Below are 26573 nucleotides of genomic sequence, written 5' to 3' on the forward strand. Positions count from 1 at the left end.
AGGCAGCACATGACTTGGTCGATCATCGCGCGCGATCCTGCCACCGGCCAGTTCGGCATCGCGGTTGCGACCCGCTTCTTCGCCGTCGGCGCGCGCGTGCCCTACATCGCCGCCGGCCTCGGCGCCATCGCGACGCAGGCCTTCGTCAATCCCTATTACGGCATTGACGGCGTCAAGCTGTTGCGCGAGGGCCTCAACGCGCACGACGTGCTCGCCACGCTGCTGGCGACCGATGCCGGCCGCGAGAGCCGCCAGGTCCATATCATGGATGCCAGCGGCGCCATCGCCGCGCATACCGGGCGCGACTGCGTTGACTGGTGCGGCCACGTCGCGGGCAGCGGCTTCTCGATCGCCGGCAACATGCTCACCGAGGCCGACGTGCTCGACGAGACGGCGAAGACCTATATCGCCAGCGACAGCCTGCCCTTCCCGCGCCGTCTGCTCGCAGCGATGCGCGCCGGCGAAGCCGCCGGCGGCGACAAGCGCGGCAAGCAATCGGCCGCGCTCGTGATCCACGGCGAGGAGGAATGGCCGGCCCTCGACATTCGCGCCGACGACCATTCCGATCCGCTCGGTGAGCTCGAACGGCTCGAGCGCGTCAGCCACGAGCTCTGGGTGCATTTCCGCGCCTCCATGCCGACGCGGCAGAACCCGGCCGGCAACACCGATCGCAGCGTCATCGACGCCAGCATCGAAGCGGCGCGCGCGAGACGATCATGAGCGCCAGCCCCCTCATCGAGATCAAGGATCTGCGTATCCGCTTTCATGGCGACGAGGGCCGTATCACCCACGCGGTCGACAGCGTCGATCTCAGCGTCGCCAATGGCGCGACGCTCGGTCTCGTCGGGGAATCCGGCTGCGGCAAGAGCGTGACGTCGCTGGCGATCATGGGCCTGCTGCCGAAGCAGAGCGCGGAAATAAGTGGCGCGATCCGCTTCGACGGTTTCGACCTGCTGACCACGCCGGACCAGACCCTGCGCGATCTGCGCGGCAATCGGTTGGCGATGATCTTCCAGGAGCCGATGACCTCGCTCAATCCGAGCTTTACGATCGGCGACCAGATCATCGAGACGATCCTGCGTCACCGGGGCGGCTCGCGGAGGAGCGCGCGCGACCGCGCGATCGAGCTGCTGCGCCGCGTCCATATCCCTTCGCCTGAGCGTCGCATTGACGACTACCCACACAAGCTCTCCGGCGGCATGCGCCAGCGCGTGATGATCGCGATGGCACTCGCCTGCGACCCGCGGCTGCTGATCGCGGACGAGCCGACCACCGCGCTCGACGTCACCCTGCAGGCCCAGATCCTGGAGCTGATGCGCGAGCTGAAGGCCGCGAGCGGCGCCGCGATCATCTTGATCACCCACGATCTCGGCGTCGTCGCCGAGGTCTGCGACGAGGTCGCGGTGATGTACGCCGGCGAGATCGTCGAGCGGGCGCCGGTCGACGAGTTGTTCTCCGCGCCGCAGCATCCCTACACGGTCGGCCTGCTCGGCTCGATCCCGCGGCTCGACCACCGCGCCGAGCAGCTTGCGACGATCGAAGGCATGGTGCCGAACATGGCACAGCCGCCCGCCGGCTGCCGCTTCGCCGCGCGTTGCCCCTTCGTGCTCGACGCCTGCACCAAGGTGCCGCCGCCACTGGTCGAACTCAGCGACGGCCACCTCTCGCGCTGCATCCGCGCGCCGCTCGAATTGCTGGTGTCGTGATGGCGCTCCTCGAAGTCGAAGGCCTGGTCAAGCATTTCGTCGCTCAGCGCTCGCTGCTCGGCCGCGCGCTGGCGCACGTCAAGGCGGTCGACGGCGTGTCCTTCTCGCTGGAGGCCGGCAAGACGCTGGCCCTGGTCGGCGAATCCGGTTCCGGCAAGTCCACCGTCAGCCGCCTGGTGCTGCGGCTGATCGAGCCAGACGCTGGTATGATTCGCTTCGACGGCCGCGACCTGCTGGCGCTCGACGCCGGGACCTTGCGCGCCTTCCGCCGCGAGGCGCAGATCATCTTCCAGGATCCCTACGCCTCGCTCAATCCGCGCATGACAGTCGGCCAGATCCTGACCGAGCCGCTAGCGCTGCACGATCTGGTGCCGCCGGCGCGGCGGGCCGAGCGCGTCGCCGAACTGCTGCGGCTGGTCGGGCTGGAGCCGCGCCTCGCCCGGCGCTATCCGCATGAATTCTCCGGCGGCCAGCGCCAACGCATCGCGATCGCCCGCGCGCTCGCGGTCGAGCCGAAGCTCATCATCTGCGATGAGCCGGTCTCGGCGCTCGACGTCTCGATCCGCTCGCAGATCCTCAATCTGCTACGCGAGCTCCAGGACCGGCTTGGCCTCGCCTACATCTTCGTCTCGCACGACCTTGCCGTGGTCAAGCACATCGCCGACCACGTCGCGGTGATGAATCTCGGCCAAATCGTCGAGACGGCGGAAGCCGACGCGCTGTTCGCCGCGCCGCGCCACCCCTACAGCCGCGCGCTGCTGTCGGCGATCCCGCTGCCGCAGCCGAAGGCGAAACGAACGACGGTGCTGCTGGAGGGCGAAATCCCGAGCGCCCTCAATCCGCCCGCCGGCTGCCGCTTTCACACCCGCTGCCCGTTCGTGATCGAGCGCTGCCGCAATGAGGCGCCTGCGCTTCTAGCTGACCGCACCGGCCATGCCACCGCCTGTCACCGCACCGCGGAGCTGCCGTCTGCCGACGCCATTCTACCCACCGCCGGCGGGTTTTCGCCGGCGCTTGCAAAGCTGGTCGCGGCCTTCAGCCAAAAGACGGAAGGCAGCAGCCCCGACGGGGTTGGTATACAGTGCGCCGCGTCCGCAACGAAATAGCCGAAGCAATGGGGATTGACCGATGAAGATGTTTCGCCTGGCCGCAACAGCCGCCGCTGTGCTGGTGTCGATCGGGGCCGCGCAGGCCCAGACCACGTTGCGCATCGGCCTCGCCGAAGACCCCGATATCCTCGACCCTACGATGGCGCGCACCTATGTCGGCCGCATCGTGTTCTCCTCCTTCTGCGACAAGCTGTTCGACATCGACGAGAAGCTCAACATCGTGCCGCAGCTGGCGCTCTCGAGCGAAACCGCCGACGACGGCAAGGCGCTGGTCATCAAGCTGCGGCCCGGCGTGAAATTCCACGACGGTGAGCCGTTCGATGCCGAGGCCGCAAAATTCTCGCTGGAACGGCATCTGACGTTCCCCGGCTCGTTCCGCAAGCCGGAGCTCGCCTCGGTCGATCGCGTCGAAATCGTCGATCCCCTCACGATCAAGCTGGTGCTGAAGTCGCCATTCTCGCCTCTGCTCGCTCAGCTCACCGACCGCGCCGGAATGATGATGTCGCCGAAGGCGGCCAAGGAGGCCGGCGACAAGTTCGGCCTCCGCCCGGTCTGCGCCGGCCCTTACAAGTTCGTCGAGCGCGTGCAGCAGGACCGCATTGTGTTCGAGAGATTCGCCGACTACTGGAACAAGGACAATGTCTTCATCGACAAGATCGTGTTCCAGCCGATCGTCGATGCGACCGTGCGGCTCGCAAACCTGAAATCCGGCGGCCTCGACCTGATCGAGCGCGTGCTCGCCACCGATCTCAAGGAGGTGCGCGCCGACTCCCGGCTGAAGGTCGCGACCGCCATCGAGCTCGGCTATCAGGGCATCACGCTCAACATCGGCAAGGACAAGACCAAGGGCCCGCTCAGCCAATCGGCCAAGGTGCGGCAGGCGCTCGATCTTGCCATCGACCGCGAGGCGATCAACCAAGTGGTGTTCAACGGCGAATTCAAGCCGGGCAACCAATGGGTCAATCCCGATCACCCCTATTATCAGGGCGCATTTCCGATCCACGGCCGCGACATCGCCAAAGCCAAGGCCCTCCTGAAGGAAGCCGGCGTCACTGGGCCAGTCAGCGTTGACTTCCTGGTACCAAAGGGTGCCGAGACCGAAGCGGTGGCTCAAGTGGTGCAATCCATGGCGAGCGAGGCGGGCTTCGATATGAAGATCCGCGTCACCGAGTTTGCGACGTCGCTGAAGCAGGCCGAGTCCGGCGAATATCAGGCCTTCATGCTGGCATGGAGCGGACGCATCGATCCCGATGGCAATTCCTACGTGTTCCTGCGCAAGGATGCGCCGCAGAACTACAGTGCCTGGACCAACGCCGACGCGGACAAGGCGCTCGACGATGCCCGCCGTACGTCGGACATGGCTCAGCGCAAGGCCGCCTACGAGAGACTTGCGAAGCTGGAGCTGGAAGATCACGCCATCCTCTACCTCTATCACCGCCGCATCATCATCGCGCACACGACCAAGCTCGAAGGCTACAGGCAAATGCCGGACGGCCTCGTCCGCGTTGTCGGCCTCAAGCTGAAGTGACGCTGCGAGGATGCTGAACTTCCTCGCTCGCCGCCTTGTGCAGATCGTGCCGACGCTGTTCTTCGTCTCGGTGCTGATCTTCTCGCTGCAGCAATTGCTGCCGGGTGACCCCGCGCTGGTGATGGCGGGCGAGGAGCGCGACCCGGCCGTGATCGAGCAGATCCGCCGCCAGTACCGGCTCGATCAGCCCGTCCCGGTGCAGTACGCCTACTGGATCAAGGGCGTGCTCTCGGGCGATTTCGGCGAGTCGCTGCGCAATAAGATGCCGGTGCGCGAGCTGATCGCGCAGAAGCTGCCGGTGACGCTGCAGCTCGGCTCGATGGCGATTCTGATCGCGCTGCTGATCGGCATTCCCGCCGGCATCGTCGCGGCCGTGAAGAAGGGTTCCGCGTGGGACTACGGCGCCAATCTCTTTGCGCTGTGGGGCATTTCAACGCCGAACTTCTGGCTCGGAATCATGCTGATCTTCCTGTTCTCGATCGAGCTTGGATGGTTGCCGGCTTCCGGCTACGTGCCGCTCACCGAGAACTGGCGCGCAAGCCTGGCCGTCACCATCATGCCGGCCTTCGTGCTCGGCAATGCGATCGCCGCGATCCTGATGCGGCATACGCGCAGCGCCATGCTTCAGGTGCTGGAAAGCGACTACGTGCGCACCGCGCGCGCCAAAGGACTGTTGGAGCGCACGGTGATCCTCAAGCATGCCATGCGCAATGCGCTGACCCCCGTCATCACGCTCGGCGCGCTCGAGCTCGGTACGCTGCTCTCCGGCGCAGTCCTGACCGAGCAGATCTTCTCCATTCCCGGCTTCGGCAAGTTGATCGTGGATGCCGTATTCAACCGCGATTATGCCGTGGTGCAGGGCGTCGTCCTGGTGACGGCCACGGTCTACATCACGCTGAATCTGGTGGCCGACATCGCCTACATCCTCGTCAATCCGCGGCTCCGGGGCTGATCCATGACCGACGCCGCGCTGCCGAGCCCTCTCACGCGAGCCGACGAGCTGGATAGCCCGGCCCGCCGCGCGCGTCGGCGGCTGTTCAAGCGCAAGGCAGCGGTGTTCGGGCTCGTCGTGCTCACGATGTTCATCGCCCTTGCCGTGCTCGCTCCGCTCATCGTGCCCTATGATCCCATCGCGACGAGCTGGAGCCTGGTGCGCAAACCGCCGACCTCGGCCCACTGGTTCGGCACCGACGAGCTCGGCCGCGACATCCTCAGCCGCGTCGTCTACGGCGCGCGCGCCTCGCTGCTCGCAGGCCTGATCTCGGTCGCGATCGCGCTCGGCATCGGCGTGCCGCTCGGTCTCCTCGCCGGCTACCGCGGCGGCTTCACCGACGCGCTGATCAGCCGCATCACCGATGCGATGCTGGCCTGCCCGTTCCTGATCCTGGCGATCGCGCTCGCCGCGTTCCTCGGCCCGAGCCTCGGCAATGCCATGATTGCGATCGGCATCTCGGCGACGCCGATCTTCATCCGCCTGACCCGCGGCCAGGTGCTCGTCGTCAAAGCCGAAGACTATGTCGAGGCCGCGCGCGCACTCGGCAATCCGCCGTGGCGGATCGCGCTCTCGCACATCCTGCCGAACATCCTCCCCTCGCTTCTGGTGCAGGCGACGCTCTCGATCGCTGCGGCCATCATCGCCGAGGCCGCCCTCTCCTTCCTCGGCCTCGGCCAGCAGCCGCCGGCGCCGTCCTGGGGCAGCATGCTCAACGCGGCACAACGCTTCCTGACCCAGGCGCCCTGGATGGCAATCTGGCCGGGCCTTGCGATCTTCCTCGTCGTGCTGTCGCTGAACCTGCTCGGCGACGGGCTGCGCGACGCACTCGACCCAAGGCAGCGCTGATTATTCCTCTTGGTGAGGAGCTCAGACCACCACCTCCCGCAGCACGCGGCGGCAATCCATCTCGAATTCCAGATCGACCACCGGCGGACGGGCGAAATGCCAGGTCAGCCCGGAGCGGAGCGCGCCGCGACGGACCAGTTCGTCCACCAGCGCATGGTGAAAGTCGTGCACGGAATAGGCCTGCACCCCGGTCGTGTCCTTCCAGCCGAAGCCGAAGGCCGCCATCCGGTTTTCCATCTGCGACGTGGTGGTGAAGCGCACCTTCTCGCGCAGCCCCTCCGGGCTGAGATCGCGGTAGCGCACCGTGCGCTCGACATAGGAGCCGCTGCCCTCGCGCGCCTCGGCGCCGCCGGCGATGACGAAGCTCGGCAAATCTGACCGCGTCGGACGCGTGAAGGAGAACGCATAGAACGACGGTTCGGACGGCGGATCGATCTCGGGGCAGACATTGCTGCGCGCCACCGGATTGGTGCTGCCGTCGAAGATGCCCCATTCGGACAGCGTCTTCACATAGTGCAGATTGAACGCGCGAAAGCCTTCCTCGCTGAAGGCCGCGGGCGAGCGCAGCTCGCAGGCACAGAATGCCGTCAGCGGACGCCCCGCCTCCTGGATGAACTTTGCGGCCAGCGCAAACCCTTCCGCGAGCGGCACCAGGCGGTCGAACCGGACCCGCTCGATCTCGTAGCCCTCATCCGCGGCAGCACCGGCGGAATATTGGAACACGGACGGGATGAAACGATAGTTGCCGGCCGAGAATTCGCGCGTCATGACGGACTCCTATTCCAGTTGCATGCGAGTGCCCTTGGCGCCGTTGAGCAGGCGCTTCAGGTGAAATCCGGCCAGCGGATCGTCGGCGTGCATGCCGACCAGCGCGGCGAAGGACGGCATGGCCGCGGCATCGCCGGCCTCCATCTTGGCAAACGCTTCGGCATATTGCGCCGTCGCTGGCGCCTCGAACCTCGCCTGCGGCAGCGGCTCGAATGCGCGCAGCGGCTCGCTGCGTCCGCGCAGCATCAGGTCGCCCACGGGACGGCCACGAAAGTTTTCGGCCCCATTCGCAACGCTGGCACTAACGCAAATGCGCGTTCCCAGGTGCTTGTTCGCCGCCTCAAGCCGGGCCGCAATATTGATGGTGTCGCCATAGGCCGTGTAGTCGAAGAAACGGTTGCCGCCGAAATTGCCGACCAGCGCCGGACCGGCATGAGCGCCGATGCGGGTAGCTCCGAAATTCACGCCTCTTGCCTTCCAGCGCGCCGAAAAGTCCTCCGCCCAGGCGTCGAGAGCATGGGCACAGGCGACCGCGCGCGTTGCATAGTCCGGCTGGTCGCCGGGGGCGTTGAACAGCACCTGGATCGCATCGCCGATGATCTTGGCGACCGTCCCCTCATGGGCGAAGACGATCTCGGTCATGCCGCCGACATATTCGTTGAGGAGCTCGCCCAGGGTCTGCGGAGGCGCGGTCTCGACCAGCGAGGTGAAGCCTGTAATATCGGTGAACAGGGTGGCGACATCGCGCCACTGCACCTCAATGCCGTCGCCATCGACGTTCGCGGCCAGCCGCCTTGCAATCTCCGGCGAGAAGAAGCGCGACAGCGAGGCATGGGCGCGCTCGGCTTCCATCTGGCGCCGCCGCACCTCGCGCAGCATCTCCACATGGCGGACGGTTTTCTCGATCGTAGCTTCGAGGTCGGCGAAGTCGATCGGCTTGGTCAGGAAGTCGAACGCACCGCGGTTCATGGCGGTGCGGATGTTGCTCATGTCGCCATAGGCCGAGACGATGATGGTCGACTTCTTCTCCTGGGCCTCCTGGAGCTTCGCGAGTAGCGACAGGCCGTCCATTCGCGGCATGTTGATATCGGAGACCACCATGTCGACATGCGGATTCTGCTCCAGCGCTTCCAGCGCCTCCAGGCCGTCGCGCGCGAAGATCAGCGCGAGCTGCCCATCGCGGATCTGCCTGCGGAATTTCTGCAGGATCAGCGCCTCGAGATCCGGCTCGTCGTCGACGAAGAGGATGGTCGCAGTCATGCGGCTTGCTCGAGCCTCGTGTCGATCTCCTGCCGCAGCAGCGCAAAGTCGATCGGCTTGGTGAGGAGCCCGACGGCGCCCCGTTCGATCGCCTTGCGGCGCGTCTCCGCATCGCCATAGGCCGTGATCATGATGACGGGAACATCGGGATGCGCGGCACGCACCTTCGGCAGCATGTCGAGCCCGCTCATGCCGGGCATGTTGATGTCCGACAGGATCAGGATCAGCGAGGGATCACGGACTTCGGCGGCGCGCTCGAGCGCCTCGGGGGCCGAGAGGGCAAACTCCATCTGAAACCGGCCGGCGCGCAGGTCGCGCCGGAACTGCTGCCGAAACAGTGCCTCGACGTCGGGCTCGTCATCGACGACCAGGATGTAAACGTTCAAGACTTTCCTCCGGAAGTGTCGCCCGCTGCCATCGTCCGCGGCAGCGTGATGATGAACTCGGTGAATACACCTTGTGTGGTGTCCACGTCGATCGTGCCGCCGTGTTGTTTCACCACGATGTCGTGGCTCATTGAAAGGCCGAGTCCGGTGCCCTCGCCGGCCGGCTTGGTGGTGAAGAAGGGATTGAACATCTTTTCCTTCACCTCGGCTGGAATCCCGGTGCCGTTGTCGCGAATCCGGATCTGGACCCTGTCGCCGAGATTCTTCGTTGCCGCGCGCAAGGTGGGCTCGAATGCATCGCCCTCGCTCTCCTTGCGCTTGGTCGCGGCATAGAAGCCGTTCGAGATCAGGTTCAGCAAGACGCGCGTGATCTCCTGCGGATAGACGTCGATCATGCCGGCAGCCGGGTCGAAATCGCGCTGGAGCGTGACGTTGAAGGCAGGCCTTTCGGCGCGCGCGCCGTGATAGGCGAGATTGAGGCTCTCCTCGACCACCGCATTGATGTCGACGGCGCGATGCTCGCCGGAACCCTGACGCGAATGCAGCAGCATGTTCCTGACGATGGAATCGGCGCGCTTGCCGTGCTGCACCACCTTCTCGAGATTGGCCCTGAGCATGCCGGTCAGCTCGTCGACCTCCTCCTTCGTCTTGCCGTCGAGCGCGGCCGATTGCAGGATCTCGTTGAGCTCGTCGATCAGCTCGGTCGAGACCGCGGAGAAGTTGTTGACGAAGTTGAGCGGGTTCTTAATCTCGTGGGCGATGCCGGCGGTGAGCTGGCCGAGGGAGGCGAGCTTCTCGGTCTGAATCAGGCGGTCCTGCGCGGTGCGCAGATTGTCGAGCGATTGCGATAGCTCGGTCGTACGCTCGCGCAATTGCTTCAGCAGGCGCGTATTCTCGATCGCGATGACGGCTTGCTTGGTAAAGTTCTCCACCAGCGCGACTTGTTTGTCCGTGAAGCCGCGAATCTCTTGTCGAAAAATCGTCATCGCGCCGATCAGATCATCCTCTTTCAGCATGGGTACGGAGAGAAGGGTTCGGGCGCCGGCAACGTCGGCCATTCCGACGACAAAGGGAACACCGGCCTTGTACCCAGGACTTTCCCTCAAGTCATTGATCTGCGCGGGCTGATGCGTCGCGATGATTGCAGCCAGCGTCGTTCCTGGATGTGGGAAGATCGGAGTCCGCTTACGGAAGGCGGAGAAATCGGGCGGAATGTTGTAGTCGGTGACGATGTTGAATTTCTGGCCGTCCCACAGATTCATCGTGCCGAAATTCGCACCGCAGACGCGGGTAGCATTCTCCAACATCTTCTGAAACACCGGCTCTAACTCTCCCGGAGAGGAGCTAATGACTTCGAGCACCTCCGACGTCGCCGTTTGTTGCTCGAGCGACTCCCGCAATTCGGCGGTCCGCTTCTCGACCTTGTTCTCGAGGTCCGCATAGGATTCCTGCAGGCGCGCGCCCATGTCGTTGAACTGGTCGGCGAGCCCTTCGAGCTCGTCGCCGGTCTTGATCGAGATGCGCTGGGAGAAATCACCACCGCCCATTCGTTCCGCGCCGCTCCGCAGCGCCTGAATCGGCCCGACCATGCGGCGCGCCAGGAAGATCCCGGCCAGCACCGCGAAGATGGATGCCGCGAGCAGCACGATTGCAAGGCGCTGCAGCGAAGCATAGAGCGCGGCATAGGCTTCCTCGACCGGCAGCTCGACGAACATGGTCCAGCGCAGCGGCTCGATCGGGGCCGATGCGGTCAGCACCTTCTGCCCCTGGATGTTGTGGGCCTCGGAAAGCACGTCAGGCATGGCGCCGCCGGCCTGCACGGCGCGTACCTGCGCAAGGCCGGACATGTCGGTGTTGCGCAGCACGAGACTGATGTCGGGATGCGCGATCAAGCGGCCCTCCGGGCCGACCACGTAGGCGTTGCCGTGCTCGCCGACCTTGATCTGGGACACGACGTCCCAGATCAGCTTGAGATTGACCTCGGCGATGCTGACGCCGGCATCCTTGCGTGCGCCCGCAAGCGCCAGCGTCATGTAGGGCTCGGACTCCCGGCGAAAATAGACCGGCCCGTAATAGACCTTGCGCGCGACCGCCTCGGTGAACTTCGGATCGCTCGACAGGTCGATCCCGCTGTCGAGCGCGTCCATCGCCAGCCGCGAGACCCGCAGCCGCTCCTTGCCGGTCGAATCCACCTGGGCCAGCTCGGTGATCGCAGGGACCTGGCGCAACAGGCGCAGCGCGTCAAACCGGCGCTGCTCGATCGAGCCGCCCGACCAGGGCAGCTGCGTGGTCCAGCCGAGCTGGCTCTCGATCTCCTTGACGAACCGGCCGATCTTGGCAGCGGCCGCCTCGGCCTGCTCGTGCTGGACCCGGATCAGAGCGGCCTTGTGCTCGCGATAATAGAAGTAGACCTCGAACAGGCCATTGGCGAGCAGCGCAATGGCGACGACCGCCACGAAAAGCGCGACGTATTTGGCGAAGAGCCGGGTCCGGATTCCGCGCCCCGCAGTGTCGCCGGAGGCGACCTCGCCTGGGGCCGCGCTCGGCAATGTCCCGGCTCGAGGTGTATCGGGGTGGAGGGACAGGCTCATTCCACGGAACCTAGCAAGAAGACCGGACCTTGTCTCTCGCAAGCGCGGCAAGGAGCTCGCCCGAGACCCAACGAAAAGGGCGGCAGCGGATCACCGCTGCCGCCCTTTCGGGACTAGCCTGCCGGCGGCCTCAGGTCGGCCGTAGCGCCTTTGAATCGAGGTCCAGCTCGCCGATCTGCTTGTTCCGCTCCGAATCGGCCGCCGCGCGATGGTCGGTCGCCAGCACCACATAGACTGCCGGCAGCACGAACAGCGTGAACAGCGTGCCGATCGACATGCCGGCGACGACAACGAGACCGATCGAGAAGCGGCTGGCCGCGCCCGCGCCGGTCGCGGTCAGGAGCGGGATCAGGCCGGTCACCATCGCGGCCGTGGTCATCAGGATCGGCCGCAGACGGATGCGGGCCGACATCTCGATGGCCGAGCGGCGGTCGAGCCGCTCGTTAACCTGGAGCTCGTTGGCGAACTCCACCATCAGGATGCCGTGCTTGGTGATCAGGCCGACCAGGGTGAGCAGACCGACCTGGGTGTAGATGTTTATGGTCGCCATGCCGAAGAACAGCGGGATCAGCGCACCGACGATTGCCATCGGCACCGAGATCATGATGACCAGCGGGTCGCGCAAGCTCTCGAACTGGGCCGCCAGCACCAGGAAGATGATGATCAGCGCAAAGCCGAAGGTGATGGCAAGCTGATTGCCTTCCTGCACGTATTGCCGGGAGTCAGCCAGATAGTCGTGGCTGAAGCCTTGCGGCAGCTTCTTGGCCTCGCCTTCGAGGAAGTCGACCGCAGCGCCGACGGTCACGCCGGGCATCGGCACGGCGGAGAACGTCGCCGAATTGAGCTGGTTGTAGTGCGTCAGCGAATTCGGATCGGTCTTGGTCCTGATCGAGACCACGGTCGACAACGGAAGCTGCTGCCCGGTGTTGGTCGTCACATAGTAGCCACCGAGCGATTCCGGGGACAGCCGCTTGCCGCGCGGCACCTGCGGAATCACCTGATAGGAGCGGCCCTCGAGGTTGAACCGGTTGATGTAATTGCCGCCGAGCAGCACCGCGAGCGTCGAGCCGAGGTTCTGCATGTTGACGCCGAGGTCCTGAGCCTTGGTGCGGTCGATCGTCACCTCGACGTTCGGCTGGTTGTAGGCGAGGTCGCTATCGGAGACGATGAACATGCCGCTCTTGCGTGCAGCCTCCTTCAGCTTCTCCATCTGCTCATAGACGGTCTGGAAGCTGGCCGTGGAATTGATCACCATCTGGATCGGCAGACCGCCGGGTCCGCCCGGCAATGGCGGCAGGTTGAACGCGAACGCCTGCACGCCCTCGATCTTGGAGAGCTCGGCCTGCACCAGCGGCTTCAAGGCGATCGACGAGCGTGTGCGCTCGTCCCAGGGCTTCAAGAGCATGCCGGCAATGCCGCCTTGCGGGCCGTTGATGCCGTTCAGCACGAAACGCAGATCGGTCTCGGGGAATTTCTGGAATTCCTTGTCGAGCTTCTCGCCGTAGAAATCGACATAGTCGATGTTGGCGTATTTCGGCGCCTTGGTCACCGCGAACACGATGCCCTGATCTTCCTCGGGCGCCAGCTCCTTCGAAGTGTTCATGTAGAGGAAGCCGACGAGTCCCAGGATCGTCACGGCGAACAGGCCGGTGATGGCCTTGTAGTCGAGCGAGCGGTCGAGCTTGCGGCCATACCACCGCGTCATGGCGCCGAACACCCGGTTCACCAACTTGGCGAAGCGGCCCTCTTCGGTGTTCTTCAGCAGCACCGAGCACATCATGGGCGACAGCGTCAGCGCGATCACGCCTGATACGATGACCGAGCCTGCGAGGGTAAAGGCAAATTCGCGGAACAGCGACCCGGTGAGGCCACCGAGGAACCCGATCGGCGCGTACACGGCGGCGAGCGTGATGGTCATGGAGATGACCGGCCCGACGATTTCGCGCGCGCCTTGTAGCGAGGCCTGGACCGGCGTCTTGCCCTCCTCCAGATGGCGATGGATGTTCTCCACCACGACGATGGCATCGTCGACGACGAGGCCGATCGCCAGGACCATCGCGAGCAGGGTCAGCAGGTTGAAGCTGAAGCCCAGCGCCAGCATCATCGTGCAGACGCCGATCATCGACAACGGAATGGTGACGACGGGAATGATGACGGAGCGCAGCGAGGCCAGGAACAGGAAAATGACCACGATCACGATGATGACGGCTTCGCCCAATGTATTCCGCACCTCGTCGATCGAAGATTGGATGAACTTGGTCGAGTCGTAGGCGACCTTCATCTTCATCGAGGGCGGGAGGTTGCGTTCGAGCTCGGGGAACAGCGCGCGCACACCCTTGACCAGCGTCAGCGGATTACCCTGTGGCGTCGCCTGCACGCCAATGAAGATCGCGCGCTCGCCGTTAAAGGCGACGCTGGCATCCGTGCTCTGGGCTGCAAGCTCGACGGTGGCGATGTCCTCCATCCGCACGAAGCCGCCGTCCTTGGCCTTGACGATCATCTTCTTGAACTGATCGACGTTGGTCAGGCCCGTGTTGGTCGAGACGTTCGAGACGATCAGATAGCCCTTGGTCTGGCCGGCCGCGGACTGGAAGTTGTTGGCCTGGATCGCCGCCGCAACGTCAGCCGGCGATACGTTGCGGCCCGCCATCTTCACGGGATCGAGCCACAGCCGCATCGCAAAGGTCTGGCCGCCCAAAATGTCGGCCGAGGCGACGCCGTCGACGGTCGACAGCACCGGCTGCACCACACGCGTCAGATAGTCGGAGATGGCCGAGCCGGACAGCTCGTCCGAGGAGAAGCCGAGATACATCACGGCCGTGGTCTGGCCGGTGGTCTTGGTGACGATCGGGTCGTTGGATTCCTTTGGAATCAGGTACTTCACTGAATTGGTCTTCGCCAACACCTCGGTGAGCGCCTGGTTCGGATCGAAATTCAGCTTGATGTAGACCTGGATCGTCGAGGTGCCGAGCACCGAGGACGAGGTGATGTAGTCGACGCCTTCGGCGGACGCGACCGCCTGCTCGATCGGCGTGGTGATGAAGCCCTGGATCAGGTCTGCGGACGCGCCGGGATAGACGGTCGTGATGTTGATGACCGTATTCGACAGCTTCGGATATTGCCGGATCGGCAGCACCATTGCCGCGCGCAGGCCGATCAGCAGGATCAGCAGGCTGACGACGACCGACAGGACCGGTCGTTTGATGAAAATGTCGGTAAAGGCCATCGCGGGCGATCTCGATTTCTTTTTTTCAAGACGCGTGATCCGGCCGGGCCGGATCACGCGAGGATATTGTCAGTAGCGCGGCGGCTGCGCCGGGATCTGCGGGGCCGGATCGGTCGAGATCGATACCGGCGCGCCTGATTGCAGCTTGAGCTGGCCGAGAGCGACGACCTTGTCGCCTACCTTCAGGCCCTTGACGATTTCGACGCGACCCTCGACCCGGTTGCCGGTCTGCACGAAGGTGCGCACCGCCGACAGGCTGGTCTTGCCGTCTTCTTCCTTCTTCTCGGTGATCACGAACACCGAGTCGCCGTACAGCGTGTAATCGACTGCCGTTTCAGGCACCGTGATCACGGCCGGCTTTTCCGGCAGCACCACGGTCGTGGTGACAAACATGCCGGGCTTCAGGATCTTCTCCGGATTGGCAATCGTGGCCTGCACGCGGATGTTGCGAGTATCGGTCGAGATCTGGGGCTCGATCGTGGTGATCTTGCCCTCGAAGGTGCGGCCCGGATAGGCGTCGACCTTCAACCGCACGACCTGGCCGACCTTGAGGCTGCCGGAATCCTTTTCCGTCACCGTGAAGTTGGCCCACAGCTCGGACAGATCGGTCAGCGACACGATCGCCGTGCCGGCGGTCAGATACTGGCCGACCTCGACCTTGCGCATGCCGAGATCGCCGGCGAACGGCGCGCGCACCAGCTTCTGCGAGATCAACGCCTCGGTCTTGGCGATGCCCGCCTGGGCCTGGTCATAGGCAGCCTGCGCGGTATCGACGGTCGCCTGCGGACCGAACTGGCGCGAGGCCAGCTGCTTGGCGCGTTCAAGCGACAGCTGCGCGACGGTCGCTTGCGCCTTGTAATTGGCGAGATCGCCCTGCTCGGGCGCGTCGAACAGTTGCACCAGCGGCGTGCCGGCCTCGACGCGCGTGCCCGGCTCGAACTTGATCGCGGTGACACGGCCGTTGACGTCGGCGCTGACGTCGACCTGATGCACGGCGACGAGGCTGCCGACCGCGGTGAGCAGGTTCGGCACCACCTCGGACTTCGCCTCGGCCGCGCTGACAGCGGTCGGCGGCGGCTTGTTGTTGGCGAAGAATTGCTTGATCATCTGGCCGCGGAAGTAATTGAACCAGACGAGCCCTCCGACGAGCACGGCCAGAAGCGTGCCAACGATGATGAACCAGCGCACTGGCCGGACCGGACGCTTGGGAGCCTTGTTGTCGATCGGTTGCCCCGAAATCTTGTTTTCGGCCACGATGTTCATGTCATGCACTTTCTGCAATCGCCGCCCGGTTCGCATCCGCGGCCTGATTGCGGCCCAGATGCGAAGCAATTGCGGCGTCGTTAAGTCCGATACCCCTCAGGAGAAACTCACAGAGCTGCCGCTCCAGGTCGGTCGCCCTGCCATAAGCAAGACAGGGCGTGGCCGGCAGCCTGGTCAGCGCCGCGGTCATCACCGCATGATGCGCGAACCAGAACAGGTTGAGCGGATCGCCAGCGCAGGGCCGCGCGTCACCGCTCGCAACCGCACGCTCGAGCGAGGCGACGAAGACAGCGCCGATCAGCGTCTCGATCTTGGCATACAGCAATCGGGCGAATTCGCCGTCATCCAAATGGCTCGTGGCCATTAGCCGCAGGCGCTGGGCCTCTTCCTGATCGGGACCGTCAGCGATCTGGAGGAAGTGTTCGACCATGCCGCGGATCACCTCGACCAGCGTAGCCGTCGACGGCTCGCGCTCGAGCAGCTCCATCAGAGCGGGATCCGCCTCGCATTCGTCGCTGAGGATCTCGGCGTAGAGCGCCGCCTTGGACGGGAAATGCTTGAACAGCAGCGCTTCAGAAATGGCAGCGGCGGCCGCCACGCTCTTGGTCGTGGTGCCGTTATAGCCGTGTCGGGCAAAGCAGCGCTTTGCGGCGCCGAGGATCAATTGACGCCTCAGGTCGCTCGTCATACGCAATGAGCTCATGCTGGGTGAGTAAGCACTCACCCACGCAGGAGTCAAGCACTATGTTGCATCGCAACCTGCGTGCGACCTAGAATCAATGGAAATTGGTCGAGCCTGCACGGCCCGCGTGCAGGCGTTCGGGGATGGACGGACCGCCTAGATCGGCTGGAAGCCGAGGTCAGCACGGATCCGGTTGACGATGTAGGTCCCGTCCCGCGTCGGCAGAATCCGCTCAAGGCCGGCGCTGTCGATCTTCACATTGGCAAAGCGCGGACCCGCAGAGACGTCGTGGACGGCTTTGGCGAAGGCTTCGACTTCGGCCATGGTCGTGACAGCCCGGCTGTCGTTAATGCCGCAAGCCCTGGCGATGCCGACGAGGTCGGCGGCGGCGGAGGTGTGGCTGGTCTGGCCGCCGGTCTCGCCATAGGCCTCGTTGTCGAGCACTGCGATCGAGAGGTTGGCCGGCTTCTGCAGGCCGATGGTGGCAAGGCTGCCCATGCCCATCAGCATCTCGCCGTCGCCGGTGATAACCAATACCGGCAGCTTCGGCTGCGCCAGCGCCAGACCCAGCCCGATCATCGCGGCGCCGCCCATGCCGCCCCAGAGGTAGAAGTTGCGGGCGTGGTCGCCGGCGGCGCACAAGTCGTTGGTGGAAGCGCCAAGGCCGCCGATCGCGACGACGTTCTTGCGGTTCGCCAGCAGCGTGGACACCACCTGCCGGCGGTCGAGGAGATTGGCTTTGCTCATTTGGTGAAAACCTTGGCGCCGATCAGGCGCTGCGACAGAAGGACGGCGGTTGGCGTCAGCGCGTTGTAGGCCTGCGCCGCGGCCGCTTCCAAGACGGCAGGCACCTCGGCAGCGTGCGAGGCACGCAGCACCTTGACGCCGGAGAGCTCGAACACGCCTTGCGTGGTCGAGCCCATCGGCACCTGCCACGGATTGAACTCGCCCCACTCGCCGCGCATCGTCACGAGCGTGAGGAACGGAAAGCGCAGGATCGGGATCAGCGACAGCATGTTGATGCAATTGCCGACGCCGCTCGATTGCATCAGCAGCACGCCGCGCTGTCCGCCCGCCCAGGCGCCGGCGAGCAGCGCCACGCCTTCCTCCTCCGTCGTCAGCGCAATGCCGCGCATGGTGGAGGAGTCCAGCACGCGCTGGATCAGCTTGGAATGACCGGCGTCCGGAACATAAGGCACCTGCCGAACGTCGAAGCGCTGCAAGGTCGCGAAAATATCGTCGGGCCAGTTCGGCGCCGTGTCGGCAGCGTCAGCGCGTGCGTGCATTTTCCTGTCCGGTCGGCTAGCAAGGTGCCAAGACTAAAGCTGCGAAGACTGTAGACGCATGCATGCGCCGACCAGAACAACAAAAACGGCATATCGGCTTTAACCGGCGAGTATAACGGGATGAACGCAGATGCGAAGGCGCTGGCCGCAAGCTTCGACCTCGAGAAGCTGACGCCGGAGTTCTACGACAACCCCTATCCGACCTATCGTGCACTGCGGGAGAACGAGCCGGTCAAGCGCCTGCGGAGCGGCACCGTGTTCCTGACCCGCTACGATGATCTCGTCACGACCTACAAGAACACGAAGTCGTTCAGCTCGGACAAGAAGCGCGAGTTCGCGCCGAAATACGGCGACACCCCGCTCTACGAGCACCACACCACGAGCCTCGTGTTCAACGATCCGCCGTCCCATACCCGCGTCCGCCGCCTGATCATGGGCGCGCTGTCGCCGCGCGCGATCGCCAGCATGGAGGGGGACCTGATCAAGCTGGTCGACGGCCTGCTCGATGCCATCGAAACCAAGGGCGCTTGCGAACTGATCGAGGATTTTGCCGCTTCGATTCCCATCGAGGTGATCGGCAACCTGCTCGACGTGCCTCACGAGGAGCGCGGGCCGCTGCGCGACTGGTCGCTGGCGATCCTGGGTGCTCTCGAACCCGTAGTGTCGCCCGAAGTAGCTGCGCGCGGCAACAAGGCGGTGGCGGACTTCCTCGCTTATCTGCAGACGCTGGTGTCGCGGCGGCGCGCGAAGCCGGGCAATCCCGAGCGCGACGTGCTGACGCGTTTGATCCAGGGGGAAGAGAACGGCGAGCGGCTGACCGAGAAGGAGCTGCTGCACAATTGCATCTTCCTGCTCAATGCCGGCCACGAGACCACCACCAACCTGATCGGCAACGGCCTCGTGGCGCTCGACCGCCATCCCGACCAGAAGCAGCGCCTGATCGAGAACCCGGACATGATCAAGACTGCGGTCGAGGAGATGTTGCGCTACGAGAGCTCCAACCAGCTCGGCAACCGCATGACCACCGAGAAGGTCGAGCTCGGCGGCGTCATGCTCGATGCCGGCACGTCGGTGACGCTGTGCATCGGGGCTGCCAATCGCGACCCCGCGCAGTTTCCCGACCCCGAGCGTTTCGATATCGCGCGCACGCCGAACCGGCACCTCGCCTTCGCCACAGGCGCGCATCAATGCGCAGGCATGGCCCTGGCGCGGCTGGAAGGGGCGATTGCGATCTCGCGCTTCCTGGCGCGCTTTCCGAACTATGCCGTCAGCGGTCAGCCGGTGCGCGGCGGACGGGTGCGGTTCCGCGGCTTCTTGAGCGTGCCCTGCGCGCTTGGCTGAGGGGCCGGCAACCAAACTGCGAAAACAACCCCATGCACAGTAGAGCCTGGGTCGCGGAACGGTGCCCTGTGGCCCGGCAGAACCACCTGACATTTCGGGACTATCAGGCCGCGCCGCGCCATCGGCGCATCAAGGCTTCCGAGCTGACAAACCGATACCCACATTCATTTGGGCGCGACCCGCCGGTGCAGTCGATTGACGCCCCCGCGCGCAGCAATGGAGTGACGGCAGATGAGCTCGTCGGTCATTGATTTCATCGCAACAGAAGCGCGCTTCGGGGCCCGTAATTACGAGCCGATCGGGGTCGTCCTGTCGCGCGGCGAAGGTGTCTGGGTCTGGGACACCGAAGGCAACCGGTACCTTGATTGCCTATCGGCCTATTCGGCGGTCAGCCAGGGCCACTGCCACCCCAAGATCCTGGCGGCGATGGTCGAACAGGCGCACAGGTTGACGCTCACCTCGAGGGCCTTCCACAACGACCAGCTCGCCTTGTTCTACGAGGAGATCGCCGCGCTCACCGGTTCCCACAAGGTGCTGCCGATGAACAGCGGCGCCGAGGCGGTGGAAAGCGCGATCAAGTCGGTCCGCAAATGGGGCTACGAGGTGAAGGGCGTGCCGGACGGCCAGGCCGAGATCATCGTCTGTGCCAACAATTTCCACGGACGCACGCTGGGCGTCGTCGGCTTTTCAACCGACCCCGAGACACGCGGACACTTCGGGCCGTTCGCGCCGGGCTTCAAGGTCATCCCGTTCGGCGACGCCGCGGCGCTTGCGGAAGCAATCACCCCAAATACGGTCGCCTTTCTGGTCGAGCCGATCCAGGGCGAAGCCGGTGTCGTCATTCCTCCGGCCGGCTATTTCACTGAGGTCCGGGAGCTCTGCACCGCCAATAACGTGATGCTGGTGCTCGACGAGATCCAGACCGGGCTCGGTCGCACCGGCAAGCTGCTCGCCGAACAGCACGAGGGAATTGAGGCGGACGTGACGCTGCTCGGCAAGGCCCTGTCCGGCGGCTTCTATCCGGTCTCGGCCGTGCTCTCGAACAACGACGTGCTCGGGACATTGCGACCCGGGCAGCACGGCTCCACCTTCGGCGGCAACCCGCTTGCCTGCGCCGTGGCCCGCGCGGCGATGCGCGTGCTGGTCGAGGAAGGCATGATCGAGAACGCGGCGAGGCAAGGCGCGCGCTTTCTGGAGGGCTTGAAGGACATTCGCGCCAATACGATCCGCGAGGTGCGCGGGCGCGGCCTGATGCTGGCGGTCGAGCTGCATCCCGAGGCCGGGCTGGCACGCCGCTATTGCGAGGCGCTTCAGGGCAAGGGCATCCTCGCCAAGGATACCCATGAGCATACGATCCGCATCGCCCCGCCGCTCGTGATCACAAGCGACCAGGTCGACTGGGCGCTGGAGCGGTTCGCCGCGATCCTGACGCAGGATTTCTCTTGAGACTGGCTGCGTCGGAAGATCGCAATGCCGGCCGTGGCCAAGGACGAACGATTCCACAGTCTGTGCGTTGAAAGTCGTGGGCGATTACGAGTTGGGAGCTAGGATCATGCTTCCGCGTGGCGTTTGCCTGACGGCTGTTTTGGTTGGCGTCTCGATGCTGACGACGAGCGCGCCAGCCCAGGGACCTCTCGGACACGGACGGGGTGGAGGACCACCAGGACCAGCCGCAGCGCCGCCATCAGCACCACCGGCCATGGCCCGCCCGGCAGCACCACCGGCTATGGCTCGTCCAGCCGCACCGCCAGCAGCACCGCCAGCCATGGCACGTCCGGCGGCTCCGCCAGCCATGGCGCGTCCCGCCGCGCCGCCAGCCATGCCGCAGCGACCGGCGATGGCGCCACGTCCGGCGCCCCACATCGCCTCACCGCCACCGCGTCCGACCCCACAAATCAGTGCCCCCCGAGCCGCCCCGCAGGTGGCAGCGCCCCGGCGCGAAATCCAGCGCCCGCCGGCAGCGCCGCAACGTCCGGCGATGGCGCCGCGGCCGACGCCGCAGATCGCCGCCCCTTCGCGCCCAAGTGCACCCCCGGCCGTGAGCGAGCGTTCGGGACCGCCGCGTGAGATGCTTTCGCGCCAATCCGCGGAACGCCAAGACCGCATCGACCGCTTGCAGCAGCGCGTGCAGCAACTGCAATCGCAGAAACCGGAAGGCGCAAGGGCGCAGCAACAGCAGCAACGGCTGCTGCAGTCGCAGAGCCGTCTTCTTGAGCGCGAGCAACGCGTGCAACAGCGCTCGCAGCACGTCGAGCAGCGGCAGCGCGACATGCTGTCGCGCCAGACGACGGAGCGCCAGGCCCGCATCGAACGCCTGCAGCAGCGGGTGCAGCAATTGCAGTCGCAAAAGCCCGAAGGCGTGCAAGCGCAACGGGCGCAGCAGCGAATGCTCCAGGCGCAAAACCGCTTGCTTGGCCGAGAGCAGCGCGCGCAGCAAATTGACCTGGCGCGCCAGCAGCGGCTTGGGCTGCAGGCTCCGGCGGAGCGCGCTCCGGCACTTGCAGCCGCTGCGCAGGCCGCCGAGCGCGGACGGTTTGCGGAACGCTTCCGCGAGCAGTCCACTGCGCTGACCCAAGCGGCTCTCGTCACGCGCCAAAGCGGCTGGGCACCCCGGCAGGCCTGGCGTCACCGTCATCCCGCGGTGTTCGTGGCTTGGCTTGGGCCCGTGTTCTGGCCTTACGCCTATTCCGACATCTTCAACTACACATTCTGGTCGTATGGCTACGAGCCCGGATATTGGGCGTACGCCTATGACGACTTCGTCGACACCGTGTTCTGGGGCGGTGACGGCCCCTACTCCGCTTATGCCAGCACCAACTCGTATGACTACCCTCAAGCCGGCGGCGGCTACCGCGCGCGCCAGCGTGCCAGCGTGAGCCCGCAGACGCTTCAGCAATTGTGTGCCACGCCGGACAAGGGCGTGACCGCCTGGCCGCTTGCCGATATCGCACAGGCGGTGCGGCCGACGCCGGAGCAACGCGCATTGCTGGACGAGCTCAAGACCGCGGCGGCCAACGCTGCCGGTGTGTTCAAGGATTCCTGCGCGGAGACTTATGCACTGACTCCCCCTGGCCGCTTGCGCGCGATGATGAACCGCATCAGCGCGACGCTTGAAGCCGTCAAGATCGTTCGACCGGCACTGGAGAATTTCTACAACTCGCTCAGTGACGAGCAGCAGGCCCGCTTCAACGCGCTTGGCCCCAATGTCGGCGAGCGCTCGCCGCAGCAGCAGGAGGCGAGTAGCGAGGGCTGTGGCGATCCGAAGTCCGGGCTGACGCAGTTGCCGATCCAGAGGATCGAGGCTGTGCTCCACCCAGCCGGCAAGCAGAAGGAGGCGCTCGACCGCCTCAGCGAAGCGACGGCGAAGGGCGTTGAGGGCCTACAGGCGGCCTGTCCGAACGATGCGCCGCTGACACCTGTCGGACGGCTGGAGACGATGCAGCATCGGCTCGAGGCCATGCTGACGGCCGCCAAGCTGGTCGAACCCGCCCTGGACGAGTTCTATGCCACGCTGAGCAGCGAGCAGAAGGCGCGCTTCAACAGGCTGCAACAGTTCGCAGCCCAATGAGGGCGTCGCGTTCCCTCGTTGCAATTTGCAGCGGTCGAACGACGTCAGGTGACGTAATCGTTCTCCAACGAAAGCAAGCCCGCGATTGAGGGAGGGATCATGACAGCCTTAGCTTCCTCCATAAAACACGACATTGCTGCGGCGTACGCCGCGTGGGATTCAGCATTCAACAAAGCAGATGCCAGGGCTATCGCGGCGACTTACGTGCCAGACGCCAAATTGTTGCCGCCGACGCATCAAGTGATATCCGGTCCGACAGAGATCGAGAGCTTCTTTGCTGGGCTGTTTTCAAGCGGATTCACCGATCACAGGTTGGTCGTCATCGACACCGGTGGAGATGAGAAGATCGTCTACGGCACGGCCCATTGGAGCGCCAACGGTAAGACACCGGATGGCACCCGCCAACCTGCAGGCGGCATCGCAACCCACGTGTTTGAGCGACAGGAAGATGGTTCGCTGAAGCTGAAGTTGCATACTTTCAATTGAGCTGACCGTCGCCTGATCCGGCACGAGGAGGCTTCTCGTGGATATCGCGCAATGGCTTCGCGGTCTCGGGCTGGAGCGCTACATAAAGACCTTTTGTGACGCTGAAATCACGTCCGAAATTTTGCCAGAACTGACCGAAGCCGACCTGCGGGAGCTTGGCTTGCCACTCGGCCCACGCAAGGCTGTGCTAAAGGCAATCCATGCACTCGCTGCGCCGATCACCCCGGTGGCGGTCGAGGCCAATCGCCCTGCCGGCTACGTGAAGCCATCGATCCCTTCGGACGCGGAGCGTCGACAGCTCACAGTCATGTTCGTCGACCTGGTCGGCTCGACTGCACTTGCTTCAGGGCGCGATCCCGAGGAGCTGCGTGACCTCTTGCAGGCCTACCACAACACCGTGGTCGGCGAGATCGACCGATTCGAAGGCCACATAGCCAAGTTCTTGGGCGATGGCGTACTCGCTTATTTCGGCTGGCCGCGGGCGCACGAAGATGAGGCGGAGCGCGCCGTTCGCGCTGGGCTTCGGGTGACCAAGGCGGTCGCATCGCTTACCGAACCCAGTGGTGCAGCGCTCGCCGCTCGCGTCGGCATCGCAACCGGTCTGGTCGTCGTCGGCGAGTTGATTGGCGAGGGAGAGGCTCGCGAGCGCGCAGTCGTCGGCGAAACACCAAACTTAGCAGCCCGACTGCAGGGTTTGGCCGAGCCCAGTGACGTGGTGATTGCCGAGTCAACGCGCCGCCTACTCGGAGAAGCTTTCACATACCACGACCTCGGCAGAGTGCCTCTCAAGGGGTTCCCGGAATTGGTGCAGGCGTGGCTGGTCATTGGTGAAGGCGCAGCAGAGAGCAGGTTCGAGGCCCAGCACGGCATGGCAACGACCGCACTGGTCGGACGGAATGAAGAACTTGCATTGCTCTTGGACCGCTGGGAGCAGGCAAAGGAGCGGGAAGGACAGATCGTCCTGCTCGGCGGCGAAGCCGGCATTGGCAAGTCGCGGCTCGTGCGAGCCTTACGCGACCAAGTCGCACGTGTGCCGCACACGCCACTGAGCCATTTCTGTTCACCATTTCATACCAACACCGCATTGTATCCCGTCGTTGGCCTCCTTGAACGAGCAGCGGCAATACGGCGGGAGGACGCTTCCGACGAACAGCTCGACAAACTCGAGGCCATGCTCGCGCTTGGTACGGACGATGTGCAGGAGAGCGCGCCGATTCTCGCGGACCTCTTGGCAATCCCGACACGGGACAGATACCCACCCCTTGCACTTAGTCCACACCAGAAGAAGGAGCGAACATTCCAGGCCCTTCTGGAACAGATACAAGGCTTGGCGGCAAGACAGCCGGTCCTTGCCATTTACGAGGACGTCCATTGGGCGGACCCTACCATGCTCGAATTTCTCGATCGGCTTGTCGACGAGATGCAGCGGCTTCCGATCTTGATGATCATTACCTTCCGGCCCGAGTTCGTTCCGCGCTGGACGGGTCATGGACACGTGACAGCGCTCTTTCTAAGCCGATTAGGACGTAGGCAAGGGGCGGCAGTCGTTGACCGGATTACGGGCGGCAAAATACTCCCCCAGGAGGTGCTTGAGCAGATTTTGGCCAAGACCGATGGCGTGCCGTTGTTCGTCGAGGAGCTCACCAAGGCCGTCGTGGAATCCGGACTGCTCAAAGACCACGGCAGCCGCTATGAATTGATCGGCCCGCTGCCGCCGCTAGCGATTCCGACGACGCTGCAGGACTCGTTGATGGCCCGCCTTGATCGGTTGGCGCCGGTCAAGGAGGTTGCCCAGATTGCAGCTTGCATCGGACGCGAATTCGGACACGATCTTCTCCGCTCCGTAACGGCGCTCGACGAACACGCGCTCCAGCATGCTCTCAATGATCTATTGGCGGCGGAACTGATATTCCGTCGTGGCGTGCCTCCGAATGTTGGCTACAGCTTCAAACATGCGCTGGTGCAGGACATCGCGCACGAGAGTCTTCTAAAGAGCAAGCGGCAGCAGATCCATGCCCGCATAGCTGCAGCTCTCGATCAACATTACCCTGCCCGTGCTGAGGCAGAGCCGGAGACGATCGCTCTGCATCTCACCGAGGGTGGACTGGTAGGAAAGGCGGTGGACTATTGGCTGCGGGCCGGCCGCATTGCGGCTGGGCGTTCCGCAAATCTCGAAGCGATCACTCATCTCACAAGGGGGCTGGAGGCGCTCAAGTCCAATCCACCAGGCCCGGAGCGCGATCGTCAGGAACTCGCTTTGCAAACAGCAATCGGAGGTCCACTGATTGCCATCCACGGATACACGGCTCCGCAGCTTGGCACAGCCTTCAACAGGGCTCATGCGCTCTGCTATGAACTCGACGACACGGGTGCGTTGTTCTCCACCCTTAGCGGCAAATTCATCTTCCACTTCGTGCGCGGCGACTTTGCTGCCATGCAGAGCCTCGTTGCCGAAACGCAGCGCGCCGCCGAGCGCACCAGTGACACAGCACTGGAACTAGCTGCGCATCGTCTGGCTGCGCTCACCGCCATGCATGCCGGTGATTTTCTAACCGCACGCTCGGAGTTCGAAACGATCTTGAGGCGCTATCAACCAGGGGCGCATCGGCCGCCGCCTGTGCACTACGTACATGACCCGAAGGCCTCGGCGCTACCCTACTTAGCGATTGTGCTTTGGATTCTGGGTTACCCCGAACAGGCTCAGCGGACTAGCCGTGCCGCATCTCAATACGCTATTGAGTTGAATCAGACGAACCTTACCGCGCATGTGCAGGTCTATGCCGGGGCGGCCACTGCGGAGCTAATGGGTGACGTGGCGGCCGTCAAAGCGCACGCCGAGGCCATCATCGATCTCGCCGATCAGAACAGCTTGAACTATTGGCGCGAGAGCGGCCTCATCCTGCGGGGCTGGGCCATGGCCCAAGAGGGCAACGTGGAGGGCGGCCTGGAGCTCATGCGCCTCAGTCTGAACGAGCGGAACAGGCTCGGAGCCAGTTGGTACCAGGTTCGGTACTTATGGATGCTCGCGGCCACCTACCTCCACTTAGGTGACTACGACAACGGCGTCGCTGCCCTTGCCGAAGCAAAGGTCCTTGCCGCGCGCAGTGACGAGCATATGTGGGAGGCAGAACTTGCATGCATCGATGGCGAACTGCACCGGATTCGTGGTGCTCCAGCTGACGAGGTCGAGGGGTATTTGCAAACTGCACTCAAGGTCGCCCAAAGCCAGAGCGCAAAGTCCTTTGAATTACGTGCCGCAATGAGTTTGGCTCGGCTTTGGCACGACCAGGGTAGGATAGCCGACGCGCGGTGCCTTCTTGGCTCGGTTTACGGTTGGTTTACGGAAGGCTTCGAAACGCCGGACCTTCGTTCCGCCAAGGCGCTCATGGAGGAGCTTTCCCGATCATGATCGCGCGCCTTTTCAAGCTTCAGACGTTGCCGCACAGCGAGCACACAGATGATACGGCAACCCTGTACTTGCGTTATTGGATCTGGACACGAGGCAATTCCGCTGTGGGTCACAAGCAGTGCTG

At 64.3% G+C, this 26573-nt stretch carries 21 protein-coding genes; 11 read left to right on the forward strand and 10 right to left on the reverse strand.

Annotated elements, in window-relative coordinates:
- The first annotated feature begins 9 nt into the window (after positions 1 to 9).
- The 6 genes from I6F20_RS19070 to I6F20_RS19095 are packed head-to-tail and all read left to right on the forward strand — an operon-like array spanning position 10 to position 6183.
- Positions 10 to 720 carry a DUF1028 domain-containing protein gene (locus tag I6F20_RS19070; protein ID WP_225127381.1) on the forward strand — a complete coding sequence of 237 codons (711 nt, stop codon included), beginning with the start codon at positions 10 to 12 and terminating at the stop codon, positions 718 to 720.
- A complete protein-coding gene (locus I6F20_RS19075) occupies positions 717 to 1706 on the forward strand; it encodes an ABC transporter ATP-binding protein (RefSeq protein ID WP_225127383.1) in 990 nt (329 codons plus the stop codon). The genes I6F20_RS19070 and I6F20_RS19075 overlap by 4 nt, the downstream gene beginning before the upstream one ends.
- Positions 1706 to 2812 carry an ABC transporter ATP-binding protein gene (locus tag I6F20_RS19080; protein WP_225114426.1) on the forward strand — a complete coding sequence of 369 codons (1107 nt, stop codon included), beginning with the start codon at positions 1706 to 1708 and terminating at the stop codon, positions 2810 to 2812. The genes I6F20_RS19075 and I6F20_RS19080 overlap by 1 nt, the downstream gene beginning before the upstream one ends.
- Positions 2813 to 2834: 22 nt before the next feature.
- The gene (locus I6F20_RS19085) at positions 2835 to 4343 is read left to right on the forward strand and encodes an ABC transporter substrate-binding protein (protein ID WP_225127384.1); all 1509 of its coding nucleotides are present in this window, start codon (positions 2835 to 2837) and stop codon (positions 4341 to 4343) included.
- 10 nt (positions 4344 to 4353) lie between these two features.
- Positions 4354 to 5295, forward strand: a complete 942-nt coding sequence (locus I6F20_RS19090) for an ABC transporter permease (protein WP_025034874.1) — start codon at positions 4354 to 4356, stop codon at positions 5293 to 5295.
- Between the two features lie 3 nt (positions 5296 to 5298).
- Positions 5299 to 6183 (forward strand): ABC transporter permease, encoded by an 885-nt coding sequence (locus I6F20_RS19095; protein WP_057027046.1) that lies wholly within the window; start codon positions 5299 to 5301, stop codon positions 6181 to 6183.
- 21 nt (positions 6184 to 6204) lie between these two features.
- Here I6F20_RS19095 and cnbZ read toward each other — a convergent pair whose 3' ends face one another.
- From cnbZ to I6F20_RS19140, 9 genes are all read right to left on the reverse strand, one after another.
- Positions 6205 to 6951: a 2-amino-5-chloromuconate deaminase CnbZ gene (cnbZ, locus tag I6F20_RS19100; protein ID WP_225127385.1), complete on the reverse strand. Its 747-nt coding sequence runs from the start codon at positions 6949 to 6951 to the stop codon at positions 6205 to 6207.
- Positions 6952 to 6960: 9 nt separating this feature from the next.
- The gene (locus tag I6F20_RS19105) at positions 6961 to 8211 is read right to left on the reverse strand and encodes an adenylate/guanylate cyclase domain-containing protein (RefSeq protein WP_036004735.1); all 1251 of its coding nucleotides are present in this window, start codon (positions 8209 to 8211) and stop codon (positions 6961 to 6963) included.
- Positions 8208 to 8597 (reverse strand): response regulator, encoded by a 390-nt coding sequence (locus tag I6F20_RS19110; protein ID WP_025034870.1) that lies wholly within the window; start codon positions 8595 to 8597, stop codon positions 8208 to 8210. The genes I6F20_RS19105 and I6F20_RS19110 overlap by 4 nt, the downstream gene beginning before the upstream one ends.
- Positions 8594 to 11188, reverse strand: a complete 2595-nt coding sequence (locus I6F20_RS19115) for an ATP-binding protein (protein WP_225127386.1) — start codon at positions 11186 to 11188, stop codon at positions 8594 to 8596. Before I6F20_RS19115 ends, I6F20_RS19110 begins: the two co-directional genes overlap by 4 nt.
- Before the next feature lie 130 nt (positions 11189 to 11318).
- Positions 11319 to 14414: a MexW/MexI family multidrug efflux RND transporter permease subunit gene (locus I6F20_RS19120; protein WP_036025801.1), complete on the reverse strand. Its 3096-nt coding sequence runs from the start codon at positions 14412 to 14414 to the stop codon at positions 11319 to 11321.
- A gap of 69 nt (positions 14415 to 14483) precedes the next feature.
- Positions 14484 to 15677, reverse strand: a complete 1194-nt coding sequence (locus I6F20_RS19125; RefSeq protein WP_036004727.1) for an efflux RND transporter periplasmic adaptor subunit — start codon at positions 15675 to 15677, stop codon at positions 14484 to 14486.
- A gap of 1 nt (position 15678) precedes the next feature.
- Positions 15679 to 16380, reverse strand: coding sequence for a TetR/AcrR family transcriptional regulator (locus I6F20_RS19130; RefSeq protein WP_063822469.1), 702 nt, complete (start codon positions 16378 to 16380; stop codon positions 15679 to 15681).
- 135 nt (positions 16381 to 16515) lie between these two features.
- Positions 16516 to 17106, reverse strand: coding sequence for a thiamine pyrophosphate-dependent enzyme (locus I6F20_RS19135; protein WP_225127387.1), 591 nt, complete (start codon positions 17104 to 17106; stop codon positions 16516 to 16518).
- On the reverse strand, positions 17103 to 17645 hold the full coding sequence (locus I6F20_RS19140) for a phosphonopyruvate decarboxylase (RefSeq protein ID WP_036025804.1): 543 nt from the start codon (positions 17643 to 17645) through the stop codon (positions 17103 to 17105). The genes I6F20_RS19135 and I6F20_RS19140 overlap by 4 nt, the downstream gene beginning before the upstream one ends.
- 120 nt (positions 17646 to 17765) lie before the next feature.
- Here I6F20_RS19140 and I6F20_RS19145 point away from each other — a divergent pair, with 120 nt between their 5' ends.
- Both I6F20_RS19145 and rocD read left to right on the forward strand, forming a co-directional pair.
- Entirely contained in the window at positions 17766 to 18986 is a 1221-nt protein-coding gene (locus I6F20_RS19145; RefSeq protein ID WP_225127388.1) for a cytochrome P450, read from the forward strand.
- A gap of 231 nt (positions 18987 to 19217) precedes the next feature.
- A complete protein-coding gene (rocD, locus tag I6F20_RS19150) occupies positions 19218 to 20432 on the forward strand; it encodes an ornithine--oxo-acid transaminase (protein WP_225127389.1) in 1215 nt (404 codons plus the stop codon).
- 278 nt (positions 20433 to 20710) lie between these two features.
- Here rocD and I6F20_RS19155 read toward each other — a convergent pair whose 3' ends face one another.
- Positions 20711 to 20857 (reverse strand): hypothetical protein, encoded by a 147-nt coding sequence (locus I6F20_RS19155; protein WP_225127611.1) that lies wholly within the window; start codon positions 20855 to 20857, stop codon positions 20711 to 20713.
- Between the two features lie 197 nt (positions 20858 to 21054).
- Between I6F20_RS19155 and I6F20_RS19160 the strand changes: the two genes are divergently transcribed.
- From I6F20_RS19160 to I6F20_RS19170, 3 genes are all read left to right on the forward strand, one after another.
- A complete protein-coding gene (locus I6F20_RS19160) occupies positions 21055 to 22554 on the forward strand; it encodes a Spy/CpxP family protein refolding chaperone (RefSeq protein WP_225114417.1) in 1500 nt (499 codons plus the stop codon).
- Positions 22555 to 22653: 99 nt separating this feature from the next.
- Positions 22654 to 23040 (forward strand): YybH family protein, encoded by a 387-nt coding sequence (locus I6F20_RS19165; protein WP_050995959.1) that lies wholly within the window; start codon positions 22654 to 22656, stop codon positions 23038 to 23040.
- 37 nt (positions 23041 to 23077) lie between these two features.
- Positions 23078 to 26449, forward strand: coding sequence for an AAA family ATPase (locus tag I6F20_RS19170; protein WP_225127390.1), 3372 nt, complete (start codon positions 23078 to 23080; stop codon positions 26447 to 26449).
- The last annotated feature ends 124 nt before the right edge of the window (positions 26450 to 26573 follow it).

Source organism: Bradyrhizobium sp. IC3123, from assembly GCF_020193625.1.
Lineage (GTDB): Bacteria > Pseudomonadota > Alphaproteobacteria > Rhizobiales > Xanthobacteraceae > Bradyrhizobium > Bradyrhizobium yuanmingense.